This is a genomic window from Corynebacterium provencense, assembly GCA_900049755.1.
Lineage (GTDB): Bacteria > Actinomycetota > Actinomycetes > Mycobacteriales > Mycobacteriaceae > Corynebacterium > Corynebacterium neomassiliense.
The window spans coordinates 805,615-819,865 of sequence record LT160592.1; the positions used below are offsets into that span (position 1 = coordinate 805,615).

Annotated in this window: 9 protein-coding genes; 7 read left to right on the forward strand and 2 right to left on the reverse strand. The window is 68.4% G+C overall.

Features of this window, described 5'->3' with window-relative positions:
• The first annotated feature begins 214 nt into the window (after positions 1-214).
• Complete coding sequence (gene moaA / locus BN3906_RS03705; RefSeq protein WP_066584252.1) at positions 215-1,297, forward strand: GTP 3',8-cyclase MoaA; 1,083 nt, start codon at positions 215-217, stop codon at positions 1,295-1,297.
• A gap of 221 nt (positions 1,298-1,518) precedes the next feature.
• Entirely contained in the window at positions 1,519-1,704 is a 186-nt protein-coding gene (locus tag BN3906_RS03710) for a hypothetical protein (RefSeq protein WP_261796819.1), read from the forward strand.
• 6 nt (positions 1,705-1,710) lie between these two features.
• Here BN3906_RS03710 and BN3906_RS03715 read toward each other — a convergent pair whose 3' ends face one another.
• A complete protein-coding gene (locus BN3906_RS03715) occupies positions 1,711-3,174 on the reverse strand; it encodes an MFS transporter (RefSeq protein ID WP_261796820.1) in 1,464 nt (487 codons plus the stop codon).
• Positions 3,175-3,464: 290 nt separating this feature from the next.
• Between BN3906_RS03715 and BN3906_RS03720 the strand changes: the two genes are divergently transcribed.
• The 5 genes from BN3906_RS03720 (at position 3,465) to BN3906_RS03740 (ending at position 12,883) form a co-directional block, all read left to right on the forward strand.
• Positions 3,465-7,247 carry a bifunctional nitrate reductase/sulfite reductase flavoprotein subunit alpha gene (locus BN3906_RS03720; RefSeq protein WP_066584258.1) on the forward strand — a complete coding sequence of 1,261 codons (3,783 nt, stop codon included), beginning with the start codon at positions 3,465-3,467 and terminating at the stop codon, positions 7,245-7,247.
• Between the two features lie 232 nt (positions 7,248-7,479).
• Complete coding sequence (nirB, locus tag BN3906_RS03725) at positions 7,480-10,086, forward strand: nitrite reductase large subunit NirB (RefSeq protein WP_066584262.1); 2,607 nt, start codon at positions 7,480-7,482, stop codon at positions 10,084-10,086.
• A 147-nt stretch (positions 10,087-10,233) separates the two neighbouring features.
• Positions 10,234-10,656 carry a nitrite reductase (NAD(P)H) small subunit gene (locus BN3906_RS03730; protein WP_066584268.1) on the forward strand — a complete coding sequence of 141 codons (423 nt, stop codon included), beginning with the start codon at positions 10,234-10,236 and terminating at the stop codon, positions 10,654-10,656.
• Between the two features lie 185 nt (positions 10,657-10,841).
• Positions 10,842-11,699: a precorrin-2 dehydrogenase/sirohydrochlorin ferrochelatase family protein gene (locus BN3906_RS03735; protein ID WP_066584278.1), complete on the forward strand. Its 858-nt coding sequence runs from the start codon at positions 10,842-10,844 to the stop codon at positions 11,697-11,699.
• Positions 11,696-12,883 (forward strand): uroporphyrinogen-III synthase, encoded by a 1,188-nt coding sequence (locus BN3906_RS03740; protein ID WP_066584282.1) that lies wholly within the window; start codon positions 11,696-11,698, stop codon positions 12,881-12,883. Before BN3906_RS03735 ends, BN3906_RS03740 begins: the two co-directional genes overlap by 4 nt.
• Before the next feature lie 162 nt (positions 12,884-13,045).
• Here the strand turns inward: BN3906_RS03740 and BN3906_RS03745 are convergent, their stop codons facing one another.
• Positions 13,046-14,059, reverse strand: coding sequence for an SGNH/GDSL hydrolase family protein (locus tag BN3906_RS03745; protein WP_066584285.1), 1,014 nt, complete (start codon positions 14,057-14,059; stop codon positions 13,046-13,048).
• Positions 14,060-14,251 lie beyond the last annotated feature (192 nt).

Consider the following 14,251-nt stretch of genomic DNA (forward strand, 5'->3'; position numbering starts at 1 on the left):
CGGGAAACTGACTGGAAAATTCGCTCCCGTTGTCGCTTTCGCGGCCGGGGGTTACAGTGGCCTACTGTATCCGCAGAACGGGACGAGTACCTGTCGGACCCGCCGTTCAGACCCTCTGACCAGCGGACGGAGACGCCTGACGACCGTTCGGCGCAACCGGAGACCACGGCCGTGCACCACCGGTGCCCGCCAGAGAAGGGAGAGTGACTTCCCCGTGACCACAGTTCTCCCGACCCCTGTCCCGCCGGCGGCCGGCGCGCCGGCCCGGCAACTGTCCGACCGGTGGGGACGGGTCGCCGACGATCTCCGGATCTCCCTGATCGACAAGTGCAACCTGCGCTGCACCTACTGCATGCCCGCAGAGGGCATGGCCTGGTTGAAGAAGGACGCCCTGCTCACCGCCGACGAGGCCGTGAGGATCGCCGACATCGGCGTCCGGGTGTTCGGCGTCCGCGACGTCCGCTTCACCGGCGGAGAACCGCTGGTCCGCCGCGACCTGGCCGACATCATCGCCGGTTTCCGCTCACTGCACCCCGATGTTCCGGTGTCCCTCACCACCAACGGCATCAACCTCGACAAGCGCGTCGACGAACTCGTCGCCGCCGGACTGACCCGGGTCAACGTCTCCCTCGACACGGTCGACAGGGAGGTCTTCGCCCGGGTGACCCGGCGCGACCGTCTCCCCCAGGTCATCCGGGGTCTGGCGGCGGCCAAGGCTGCGGGCCTCGACCCGGTGAAGGTCAATGCCGTGCTCATGCGGGGGGTCAACGACACCGGCGCCGCCGACCTGCTCGCCTGGTGTCTCGAGCGCGGCTACCAGCTGAGGTTCATCGAACAGATGCCCCTGGACGCGGACCACAACTGGGCCCGCCGCAACCTCGTCTCCGGTGCCGAGGTGCGTGGAAGGCTGTCGGAGCGGTTCGACCTGACCCCCGATCCTGCACCCCGGGGATCGGCACCCGCCCAGCTGTGGGAGGTTCGGGAGAAGACCACCGCCGGGCAGGACACCCCGGTCCTCGGCAAGGTCGGCGTCATCGCCTCGGTAACAGAGTCCTTCTGCGCGTCATGTTCACGTACCCGTGTCACCGCCGACGGCCGGGTGCGCAGCTGCCTGTTCTCCAGACAGGAGACCGACCTGCTGTCGGTCATGCGCTCCGGTGCCTCTGACCGGGAGATCGCCGAGGTGTGGGCGGGCGCCATGCGGCTGAAGCCACGGGCCTACGGATCCGACGGGGTGACGCTGGACGATCCCGGATACGTGCAACCGGAGCGGACGATGAGCGCCATCGGCGGATAGCCGGCGGCGCCCTGCCGGCGCTGCGGTCTGCGTGCCCGTGGGCCTGCTCCGACTGCGGAGAGGAGTGTGTCCCACCGGTTGCACGCCCCCGGGCACCGACGTAAGACTGGGGTGCATGACCACACCGTCTGCCCCACTGCCCCCCCGAACTGCGTGGAATCGTCTCGGACTACATCGACGCGACGACAGCTGCGGCGGACTCGACCACGGACGCCGCGCTCGTGCTCGACGACGACGCCCATCTGATCACCGCACACCTGTCCGGTGACTGGGACGACGAGGACCGTGCCCACCGGGGCCGGGCCCACCAGACGATCATGACCCTCCTCGACACGGCCACGGACCGGGATCTTGCCGCGGTACGGGACGAACTCACCGCCGCCGCGGAACTGCTGCTCACCCGGTGAGACCGGTCAGGCATTCTCCGCGGCGAATCGGGTCCCGGGCCGGTGGTACACCGCCCAGGTGACGCCCGCCATCACCAGGTAGGCCGCGGCGAACACCCAGAACGCGGTGCTGAAACTGCCCGTCGCGTTCTTGGACAGGTTCAGCACCTGCGGGATGACGAAGCCCCCGAAACCACCGACCGCACCGATGTACCCCAGGGCCGCCGCACTCTTGCGTTCATGGCCGACCGGATCGTCGGCGGGTACGGACAGCTCGAAGACTGTGGGGATCATCCGGTAGACGGACCCGTTGGCCAGTCCGGTGAGGGTGAACAGGACCAGGAAGAGCACCAGGTACACGGCGAAGCTGATGCTGTCGAGGGTGAGCACCATCACCGTGGTGACCAGGGCCATGCACAGAAATACGACGATGCTGACCTTCGCCCCGCCCACCCGGTCGGCGAGCCTTCCCCCGTAGGGCCGGGACAGGGATCCGACCAGCGGCCCGAGGAAGGCCAGGGTCAGACTGGCTCCGAGGACCGTGAAGGAGGAGAAGTCGGGGAACTGGTTCTTGATCAGGGTGGGGAACACCGAACCGAAGCCCATGAAGGATCCGAAGGCACCGACGTAGAGGAAGGAGATGATCCACAGGTGCTTCTCCTTCAACGCCGAGAGGGACCCGCGGATGTCGTTCCTGGCGTCGGCGATGTTGTGCATGTACCGGTGGGCACCCCAGGCCGCCACGAGGATCAGTGGAATCCAGATCAGCCCGGCCATCGGAAGGTTGGGGTCGAAGGTCCCGAACGCGAAGACCGAGACAGCGACCGGGATGACGAGCTGCGCGACGGCGACACCGAGATTGCCTCCGGCGGCGTTGATGCCGAGAGCCTGCCCCTTCTCCGACTTCGGGTAGAAGAAGGTGATGTTCGACATGGAGCTGGCGAAGTTACCTCCCCCGAGTCCCGCCGTGGCGGCGATGACGAAAAGCAGCCAGACCGGAGGGTTGCCCGCCGCCAACGCCAGTGTCGTGGACACCGTGGGAATGAGCAGGAGCAGGGCGGAGATGACTGTCCAGTTCCTCCCGCCGAACACCGGGACGGTGAAACTGTAGGGGATCCTGGCGGCCGCGCCGATGAGCGGCGGCAGGGACACCAGCCAGAACTGCTGGGACGATGTCAGGTCGATGCCTGCCCGGGGAAGGAAGATGACGGTGACCGACCACATCTGCCACACCGCGAAACCGAGGAACTCGCAGAACACGGACCAGATGAGGTTCTGTCTGGCGGTGGGACGCCCCGGCCCGTTCCAGAAGTCGGGGTCCTCGGGACGCCAGTCGGTGATCCACCGTCCCCCGGAGACCTCGAGGTCCGGTCGGGACGTGCCTCCGGCACCGGGCCGGATAGTGGCACGGGCAGTGGCACGGGCACTGGCACGGGCACTGGCACGGGTGCTGTCGGCGGTACTGGGCGGGACTCGGGATGACACAGCCACGGGAGACTCCTGTCTGAGAGGGAGATGATGACGGTTTCTGATGACGATTTCCAGGTATAGGCAGTCACCGACACCGCAGGAAACTCGGAAACAGGAACTTCACCGCAGGTAGGACAGTGTTTCCTGGGCTTGACACCCGGGTGCGGCACAGATGTCGACCTCCGCACACCGGCGCCGGTCTCCGGGTGCGGCGCCTCTCGCCGGACACCGTGGGGCAGTGAGATCCTTTTCCCGTCCCGGTAACCCGGACCAGACCGCACCGCAACACCGGCGACTTAGCGTCCGGGTACATGAGCGCAACCAGAACAGTGGACACCGTCTGCGGATACTGCGGGGTCGGCTGCGGACTGACCCTCGACATCGACGCGCACGGCGTCCTCACCTCACGGGGCACACCGGACCATCCCGCCAACCACGGCAGGTTGTGCACCAAGGGAACCACCACCGCGGATCTGCTGCGCGCCGGCGGCAGGCAGACCACGGCCCTCCTGCACGGTCGACCGGTCAGCACCGACGAGGCCGTCTCGGAGATCGCCGCCCGTTTCACCGACATCAGATGCGCCCACGGTGACGACGCCGTGGCCCTCTACGTGTCCGGACAGATGTCCACCGAGGCCCAGTACCTCGCCAACAAGCTGGCCAAAGGTCACTTCCGCACCAACCTCATCGAGTCCAACTCGCGGCTGTGCATGGCCAGCGCCGCCACCGGATACAAACAGTCACTCGGTGCCGACGGGCCTCCCGGCTCCTACGACGACATCGACCACGCCGACGTGTTCCTCGTCGCAGGCGCGAACATGGCGGACTGTCACCCCGTCCTTTTCCTGAGACTCATGGACAGGGTCAGACAGGGGGCGAAACTCATCGTCGTGGACCCCCGCCGTACCGCCACGGCAAAGAAGGCCGACCTCCACCTGGCCGTGCGCCCCGGCACGGACATGGCCCTGCTCAACGGCCTGCTCAGACTGGTCGTGGACGCCGGGGACACCGACCGGGCCTTCATCGACGAGTTCACCGACGGGTGGGAGGACATGGCCGGGATCCTGGCCGACTATCCGGCGGACACCGTCTCGGAGATCACCGGGGTGCCCGTCGAGGATCTGCGGACCGCGGCGTCCTGGATCGGCGGGACCCGGAAGTTCGTGAGCCTGTGGACCATGGGGCTCAACCAGTCCGTCCACGGCACCTGGCACACCACCGCCCTGTGCAACCTCCATCTGGCGACCGGGGCGATCTGCCGTACCGGTGCCGGGCCCTTCTCCCTGACCGGGCAACCCAACGCCATGGGTGGTCGGGAAATGGGGTACATGGGCCCCGGTCTGCCGGGCCAGCGGACAGTCCTCGACCCCGGGGACCGTGCCGAGGTGGAGAGGATCTGGCAGCTGCCGCCGGGCACCCTGCACACCAGGCTGGGGGGCGGGACCGTCGACCTGTTCCGTGCCCTGGACAGTGGCGACGTCAGGGCGGTATGGGTGATCTGCACCAACCCTGCCGCGTCGGTGGCCAACCGCGACCGCGTCACCGCCGCCCTCGACGCCGCCGACTACGTTGTCGTCCAGGACGCCTACGCCGGAACGGAGACGGCCGCACACGCCGATGCGGTCCTGCCCGCGGCGATGTGGTCGGAGACCCCCGGGGTGATGGTCAACTCCGAACGGGGCCTGACCCTGACCCGGCCGGTGGCCGACCCCCCTGGGGAGGCTCTCGCGGACTGGGAGCTGATCTGCCGTGTCGCACGTGAGATGGGGTTCCCCGGTTTCGACTTCTCCTGCGCCGCGGAGGTGTTCGACGAGATCAGGAAGTTCCACAATCCCCGTACCGGGTGGGATCTGCGGGGCGTGGACCACCGCCGCCTGTCCGACGGGCCGGTGCAGTGGCCCGCCGCACCGGGGTGCGGTCCCCGTAATCCGGTGCGTTACCTCAACAACGGTGTCAGCCAGCGCCTCCACGTCACCCCCGACGGCAGGGTCCCCCGGCTGGCCTTCCCCACCCCGGACCGGCGGGCGCGGTTCATCCCCCGTCCCTTCCTTCCCCTGCACGAGGAGCCGGACGCCGACTTCCCCTTCATACTGACCACCGGGCGGCTCCCTCACCAGTGGCACACGATGACCAAGACCGGGAGGGTGTCGAAGCTCATGAAGCTCAACCCCTCCAGTTTTGTGCAGGTCAGCAATGTCGACGCCGTCTCGGCAGGTATCTGCGACGGGGATCTGGTGGAGGTCACCTCTCGCAGGGGGAAGGTGTCCGCCCGGGCGCTGGTCTCCGACGACACCGCCCCGGGGACCCTCTTCATCCCGATGCACTACCGGGACACCCCGGTCAACACGGTGACCAGTGACGCCGTGGACCCGGAGTCCCTCCAGCCGGCGTTCAAGGCCTGCGCCGTGTCGGTGAAGGTCATCGAGACTGCCCCGGCACCGGGCGGGGGCAGGCAGGACGCCACGGAACCCGGTGCCAGGTCCGGGCAGGACGGCGAAGCGGATGACGGAGCTGTGACGGTGGTGTGGGCCTCCCAGACCGGGACCGTCGAGGACCATGTCCCCGCGGTGGTCTCCGCACTGTCCGCGGCGGGGATCCCGGCGCGGGCACGCTGCGCGGAGTCGGTCGGTGTCCGTGACCTCGCCGGAACTGTCCTGTTCATCGTCTCCTCCACCGGTGACGGCGAGGCCCCCGACAACGCCACCGCCCTGTGGGACCTGCTCACCTCCGCTGACCATGACCTGTCGTCCACCCGGTACTCCGTCCTCGGTTTCGGTGACTCCTCCTACGCCGATTTCTGCGGCTTCGCCCGACGCCTCGACACGCGGCTCGCCGAGCTCGGCGCAGAGGCGACAGTGCCGAGGGCGTCCTGCGAACCGGATTTCGAGACCACAGCGTCAGAGTGGGTGGCCCGGGTCATCGGGGCCCTGGGCGGGGACGCCGGGGCGGTGACCTCCACCGGTCCCCGGGCCACCGGTGCGGCCACGCCCGCCGGCACAGGACAGTGGTCCAGGAGGAACCCGCTGACCACCAGGTTGAGCGCGTCAACGAGACTGACCGCAGGGACACTGGAGGAGACCGGGCGGGAGGTCCGCAGGTACACCTTCGACCTGCCACCTGGAACACTCACCTACAGTGTCGGGGACGCCCTCGGGATCTGGCCGCGCAACGACCCTTCCGTCGTCGCGGAGTTCCTCGCCCGTACCGGCATGACCCCGACCCCGGACCTGGTGGAGTCACTCACCGGCGAACTGGACATCACCTCGGTGTCACCACAGGCACTGAGGTTGATCGACAGACACTGTCCCGCTGCCGGGCTGGGGGCTCTGGCCGGTGACGCGCAGGCACTCCGGACGTTCTCCCACGGACGTCAGCTCTGCGACGTCCTGGCGTCCTTCCCCGTCACGGCCGGTGACGCAGAGTGGCTGGAAGCGCTGCCGGCCCTGCGCCCCCGGCTCTACTCCATCTCCTCGTCACCGTTGACGGACCCGGGCAAGGTGGAGGTCACCGTGTCGACCGTCGGGTTCACCTCCACCGGCGGCTACCGCCGCGGCGTGTGCTCCGGGTGGCTTGCCGGACTCTCACCCGGTGACCCGGTCCGTCTGTTCATTTCGCCGAACCGCAGGTTCTGTCCACCGGAGCGTCCCGACGCGCCGATGATCATGATCGGTCCAGGTACCGGTGTCGCCCCGTTCCGCGGCTTCCTCCACGAACGCCGCGGCTCGGGTGCCACCGGGAAGAACTGGCTGTTCTACGGGGAACGCCACGAGGCCACGGACTTCCTCTACCGGGACGAGTTCACCACGATGAACCGTGACGGTACGCTGACCAGGTTGTCGACCGCGTTCTCCCGGGACCAGGCGGAGAAGGTCTACGTCCAGGACAGGATGCGGGACCAGGGCCGTGACCTGTGGGAGTGGATCGACCGCGGCGCCCACGTCTACGTCTGCGGGGACGCCGCGCGGATGGCACGGGACGTCGACAGGACCCTGCGCCGCATCATCGCCGAACAGGGCGGGATGGGCGAGGATGAGGCCGGGGAGTTCGTCGCCCGCATGTCCGCCGAGCACCGCTACGTCCGTGACGTCTACTGACGGTCACGCGTGCCTGCGGCGACGTGTACCCCCCCAGCAAGGTGCACCCAGCAAGGTGCACCCAGCAGGGTGCCCGGAGAGGTGCACCGGACCGGGCCCGACATTTCCGTCCCGGGCACCGTGTTTCGGGGCTGTGTCGGAGTTCCCGCACCCCTCCCCCCGCCGTGAACCGACCGTAAAACACTGCTCTCATCTGTGCCGTTCCTGATCTGAGAAGCCTAGCGTCCCAGACATGACCACAGCTGAGACGACTTCCCCGGTGAACCCGCACACAAACCCCCGGACCGTCATCGTCGGATTCGGGATGGTGGGTCACCGCACCGCCACCGAACTGCTCGACCGGGATCCCACGGCGCACGTCACCGTGATCTCCGGGGAACGGTGCCACGCCTACGACCGGGTGGCGCTGTCCAGCTACGTCGGCAGCTGGGACCGGGAGCTCCTCGAGCTTCCGCCGCTGCCTGACCTGCCGGGACAGGTCGAGGTCCTGCACACCCGCGCCACCGGAATCGACCGCACCTCGCAGACCGTGACCTGTGAAGACTCCCGCACCGTGGAGTACGACAACCTGGTGCTCGCCACCGGTTCCTACGCCTGGGTCCCCCCGGTGCCCGGTCATGAACTCCCCGGGTGCACCGTCTACCGGACCATCGACGACATCGACGACATCCGCCGCATGGTGGAGGACGCCCGGGCCCGGGGACTCTCCCCCCGCGGCGCAGTGATCGGCGGCGGACTGCTCGGACTCGAGGCAGCCAACGCCCTGCGGCTGCTCGGGGCAGAAGCCCACATCATCGAACGTTCGCCCCGGCTCATGCCGTTGCAGGTCGACCCGGACGGCGGCGTCCTGCTGGCGGAGAAGGTCCGGGACCTGGGCGTCCGGGTCCACGTCAACACCGCCACCGACCTCATCTCCGATGAGGGGGGACGCCTCGCCCTGACCCTGTCACCCTCCGCCTCCGCGCAGGATTTCCCCGACGCCGCCCCACCGGTCACCCCGCTCACTGTCGACGTGGTGGTCTTCTCCACCGGAGTCCGCCCCATCGACACCCTCGCCGACGCCGCCGTACCTGAACCCCTGCCCCGGGGACCCCGAGGCGGTTTCCTCGTCGACAGGATGTGCCGCACACCCGACCCTCACATCAGTGCCGTGGGAGAGTGCGCCGCCGTCGACGGCATGTGTTACGGACTTGTCGCCCCCGGCTACTCGACCGCGGAAATCGTCGCAGACCGGCTCACCGGCAGACAACCCGAACCGTTCCGCGACCCCGACATGTCCACCAAACTCAAACTCCTCGGCGTCGACGTCGCGAGCTTCGGCGACGCCCACGCCACCACCGAAGGTGCCCGCCCCCTCACCGTCAATGACCCTGTGGGCGGCATCTACGGCAAGCTTGTCATGGACAGCACAGGGTCGGTGCTGCTCGGTGGCGTCCTGGTCGGTGACTGCTCCTCCTACGCCATGCTGCGTCCCATGGTCGGCTCCCCCCTGTCCGACCCGCTGACCTTCATCACCCCGGCCGGCGACGGGGCCCCCGCCGGGGTGGGGGTGGCGGCTCTCCCGGACGACGCACAGATCTGCTCCTGCAACAACGTCACCAAGCGCGACATCCGCAGTGCGGTCGGCGACGGTGCCTGCTCCGTCGCCGACCTGAAGACCTGCACCCGGGCCGGCACCAGCTGCGGATCCTGCGTAGGACTGCTGTCACAGCTGCTGGACGCCGAAGGCGTGGAACAGTCCAAGGCCCTGTGCGAACACTTCCCCCAGTCGCGGGCCGAACTGTTCGAATGCGCGGCCGCCACCCGGATCAGGGACTTCCCCCGCTTCATCCGGCGTTTCGGTACAGGCCACGGTTGTGAGATCTGCAAGCCGACAATGGCCTCCATCTTCGCCATCCTCGACTCCTCACACCATGTCCTCGACGACGGCCACGCGGCTCTGCAGGACACCAACGACCGCTTCCTCGCCAACATCCAGCGCAACGGTTCCTACTCGGTCGTGCCCCGGATGCCGGGAGGGCAGGTCACCCCGGAGCAGCTCATCGTCATCGGTGAGATCGCCCGCGACTTCGACCTGTACCTCAAGGTCACCGGGGCCCAGCGCCTCGACCTGTTCGGCGCCCGGGTCGAACAGCTGCCCGCGATCTGGCGACGGCTGGTGGACGCCGGCATGGAGTCCGGACAGGCGTACGGCAAATCCCTGCGCGCTGTGAAGAGCTGCGTCGGCACGGACTGGTGCCGCTACGGTCAGCAGGACTCGGTGAGGATGGCCGTCGACCTGGAACTGCGGTACCGGGGCCTGCGCAGTCCACACAAACTGAAGATGGGTGTGTCCGGGTGTGCGCGGGAGTGCGCCGAGGCGAGGGCCAAGGACGTGGGCGTCATCGCCACCGAGCACGGGTGGAACCTCTACGTCGGCGGGAACGGTGGAGCCACCCCACGGCACGCCGAACTCCTGGCCGCCGACCTCGACGAAATCACCCTGGTGCGGTACATCGACCGGTTTCTCGGGTTCTACGTCCGCACCGCCGACAGGCTGCAGCGCACCGCCGCCTGGATCGAGGCGACCGAGGGCGGACTCGACCACATCCGTGACGTGGTCTGCGAGGATTCCCTCGGCATCGCAGCAGACCTCGAGGCGTTCATGGCCAGGCATGTGGCGGACTACACCGACGAATGGAGGGCAGTCCTGGACGACCCGGAGAAGTTGCGTCGATTCGTCTCCTTCGTCAACGCACCGGAGTCCCCTGACCCCACTGTCAGATTCGGTGAGCAGGACGGCCGCAAGGTCCCGCTGCCGCTTCCCGGCCTGCCGCCGCTGGCCCGGAAGTCCGCCTAGGCGCTGTCTCTTATACCCCTCTCGATGAGTCTAAGAGACCTAGGCGCCCCGACGACGCGCCTGCCCGTGACCCCGGATCCACCCCTCCCCGCCCCGCACCAGCCCGGCACGCGACCACAGACCACGACCACAGAGAAGAGCCTCCCCATGACCACTGCACCTGCCACCGACCGTAGCGTCACCGTGTGCCTCCTCGACGACCTGGAGGACAATCTCGGTGCGGCGGTCCTGCTCGACGACGGGACACAGGTCGCACTGTTCCGGATACCTGCCCCGGGACGCCGACGTGCCGGCAGAACCACCGGTGACGACAGTTCCCCCGGCAGCAGCGACCTCCCCACCGTCTACGCGGTGTCCAACATCGACCCGTACACGGGTGCGGCGGTGATCAGCCGGGGTATCGTCGGCGAGCACCACGGGGAGTGCACCGTGGCGTCCCCCCTGCTCAAGCAACGCTTCGTGCTCAGCGACGGACGTTCCCTCGAGGATCCCGACCATCACCTGGAGACATTCACGGTGACTGTCACCGACGGCACCGACAGCCCTCGACGGGTGGTCCTGGTCCGCTGACACTGGCGAGCCCCCGACGGAAATCTCACACCGCCGTCGCCACGGTTGTGCGGAGTCTGTCGCCGTTCCGTAGCGCAGGTGACCGGGCAGTGTAATCCGGGGTCCCTACCGTCGTAGTCGACGACCCACAGCGACTACCCCTCACTGCAGACCGCACTGCGGTTCAACGACCCCGGAGGAACACCGTGACTTTCCTGATGACCGGACTCGACGTCCGGGACAGACTTGTCGTCCTGGTCGGCGGTGGTGACGTCACCGCCCGACGTGCCGAACGTCTCCTCGGCGAGGGGGCGGTCCTGCGCATCATCGCCCCGGAGATCACCGCCCGCACGGCAGCACTCGTCCGGGCCGGGTCCCCCGGGTCCCCTGGGTCCCCCGGAGACCACGGGGCATGCCGCACACTCCGGGGACGCCCTCCCCTTTCACCCGGACGATCCGGGTGCACCGTCACCTGGATTCCCCGCGGCTTCCGGGAGTCCGACCTCGCCGGGGCGTGGCTGGTCCACACCGCAACCGGTGATCCGCAGGTCGACGAGGAGGTGGACCGGGCCTGCCGCGAGCGCCGGATATGGTGCGTGGACGCCGCGAGCGCCCCACGTGGATCTGCCCGTATCGCTGCGACGGTCAGCCGGGACGGGGTGAGCATCGGAACCCTGTCCTCCGGGGAACCCGATCCCCGACGTACAGCCGGCGTCAGTCACCGCATCCGGGACCTGCTGGACAAGGGTCTGCTGCCGACGGCACCGGTGCGTCGGTCGGGCTCCGCCGGGGACCGCTCCGGCAGCACCGAGGTGACACAGGTCGGTCAGGCCGCTAGCGTCCAGGCTGTGAACCCTCACCTCCGTCACCCCGCCGCAGTACCTCCGGCAGTGCCCGGGCCCGGAGGCCCCGCACAACCCCGGGAATCCGCCGAACCCGGGGTGCCCGGGGTGCCCGGGGTGCCCGGGGTGCCCACAGCTCCTGCGCTGCACGCACGCCCGGGTCGGATGCCTGAGGTCCCGGACCTGCTCCGCGTGCCGGATACCCGGGGGGTGGCGGTGTGACCGGCGCCCGCCAGCTCTCCCATGCCCTTGACGGTTGCCGGATCCTGTTGCCGGTCGACCGACGTTCCGGGGAGTTCGCCTCCGCCCTTGAACGGCACGGTGCCGAGACCACGGTGGCACCGTCACTGACCATCACCCCCCATTTCGATGACGCCGAGCTTCTCGACGAGACCCACCGACTTATCGCGGATCCGCCCGACAAGGTCGTTGTGACCACCGGTGTCGGCTTTCGTGGCTGGATGGACGCCGCCGAGCAGGACGGCACACAGGACCAGCTGATCGAGGCCCTGGGCCGCGCGCAGATTCTGGTCAGAGGTCCGAAGGCCCGCGGGGCTGTACAGCAGGTCGGGCTGGACATCGACTGGGTCGCCGAATCCGAGACCTCCGCGGAGATCATCGAGTTCCTGCTGGCCGAGGGCGTCCGGGGGATGCGGGTGGTCATCCAGCACCACGGGGAGGGCGATCCTGCGATGGAGAGAACCCTCGAGGACGCCGGGGCCCGGGTGCGCGGTCTGGTCGTCTACCGCTGGGGGCCGCCGCCGGACCCCGAACTGGTCGCGAGGACCACCGGCATGGTCGCCTCAGGTTCGGTTGACGCGGTCCTGTTCACCTCGGCACCGGGGGCACGGGCCTGGCTCCGGACGGCGGAGAAGATCGGAACTCTTCCCGCGGTCCGTCAGATGGCCGGTGAGCGAACCATGTTCGGTGCGGTGGGTCCGATCACGGCGTCCCCGCTCCGGGCCCGGGGCATGGAGGTTGTCGTCCCCGAGAGATTCCGGCTCGGCGCTCTCGTGCGGGAGACGGTGCAGCAGCTCGCCGGACCTGAGACCGCCACCCCCACTGCCTACGGACCGTTGCATGTGCGTACCGGTGGAGCGCTTCTTGACGGTGCCTTCCACGCCCTGGGAAGGTCCGGTTCCGATGTCCTGAGGATTCTCGCGGCCCGTCCCGGCCGGGTGATGTCACGGTCGGAGATCGCCGAGGAGCTGTCGTCGGGCATCCACGGTGGACGTCCCGAGGGATGGGGCGACGGTCCGACGACTGAGCGGGCGGTGGAGGTCACGGTCGCCAGGGTCCGCAGTGCGGTCGGCGAGCCCGACCTGATCCAGACCGTGTACAAGCGTGGCTACCGTCTGGCCATGGACAGGGACGATCTCGCCGCCGTCCGTCCGCGCGGGGCGTGACCTGCTACTCCCCCGCACGCCCTCGGCTACAGAGAACACCGCCGTCAGCCCCCTGTGAGGGCCGGCGGCGGTGTCATTCAGCGCGTCGCTCAGCGGACTTCCCCTCCCCGCTCCCCCGGTGACCGGGGAAGCTGACCGGGGAAACCGGTCGGGAAGCCGGTGCTAGCGGTTGTAGACCTGCTGGGCGAAGATCTTGCCCATCGCCTCAGAACCGGTGAAGGTCGGGTGGTTCGGCATGGTGCTCACCTGCGTGTCGACGACGCCGACCGTGTAGCGTTCCGCCGGGACAGGGTTACACGGACCGTGACCGATGGTGGCCTGGTACATGTCGACGAAGCCCAGTCCGTTGACGTCGGCGGCGTGCTTGATGTTGTCACGCAGGGACTCCTGGATGTGCTTCGCACCCGGGACCGTGACCTTGGCGGTGATCTCGGGGAAGTCGGGGACCGTGACGCCGGGCAGGTAGCGCTCGATCACGGCGGGGGACACGTTCGCGAAGCAGATGTCGTCGCCGTTGGCGAGTTCCGGGTAGGACAGCAGCGTGACCTTGGCACCGGGCGCGACCGTCTCGACACGCTGCTTGACGTAGGCCATCATCGCGTCGAAGACCGGGGTGGTGGGCTGGGAACCGAAGACCAGTCCGGCGGTGTCGATCCACTGGAAGGTGTCCATCCCGCCGTACATGAGCGCGACGTCCTTGGTGCCGGGGCCGATGTCACCGTAGAAGATGGCGGACTCCAGGTAGGCGACCAGCTGGACCAGCGGCGCCCCGCCCATGCCGTTGCAGGACCAGTCGCCGAGGGTGACGTTGGCCTGACGTGCCGCGACCTTGGGCCAGTTGTCCATGTCGGTGGAGCAGTTGAAGGTCCAGGGCAGCTGGCCCGGCTCTTCGCCCCGGGAACCGTTCTTGCCGGCGATCGCGGTGAAGGAGTCACCGAAGGTGACGAGCTGCTTGGGGCCGCTTCCTTGCAGCGGATTGGTGAAGCTGACCGGAGGAGCGTACCGGCTGATCTGCTCGAGCAGCTGTTCGGGCGTCGTCGGCACCGGAATGTCGGCGGGGGCGGGGGCAGGGGCCGGAGCGGGGTCAGCGACAGCAGGGCCGGAACCGAGACCGAGGCTGAGTGCGGCGGCCGCGGCGACAGCTGCGGCGCTCACAGAGCGGAAGAGCTTCTTCATATCGTTGTTGACCTTAATCCTGAAGCGTCGTTGTCATGGTGAGACAGTCCGGGCAGGTCGCTGGCTCGGCCCGGGTCTGCGGCCGGCAGCGGCGCAGAAGCCTCATCATGTATATCTATCACAGTTGTCGGGCGTTACGTCCAGACCGGAGAAAAATCCCCCCGCCCGCATCTGTGCAGTTGAGAGCGGGTT

Bases quoted from the DNA above. Each gene is read 5' to 3' on its own strand.
- BN3906_RS03720 (WP_066584258.1), top strand. From the start codon at position 3,465: ATGAGCGCAACCAGAACAGTGGACACCGTCTGCGGATACTGCGGGGTC.
- BN3906_RS03745 (WP_066584285.1), bottom strand. From the start codon at position 14,059: ATGAAGAAGCTCTTCCGCTCTGTGAGCGCCGCAGCTGTCGCCGCGGCC.
- BN3906_RS03730 (WP_066584268.1), top strand. From the start codon at position 10,234: ATGACCACTGCACCTGCCACCGACCGTAGCGTCACCGTGTGCCTCCTC.
- nirB (WP_066584262.1), top strand. From the start codon at position 7,480: ATGACCACAGCTGAGACGACTTCCCCGGTGAACCCGCACACAAACCCC.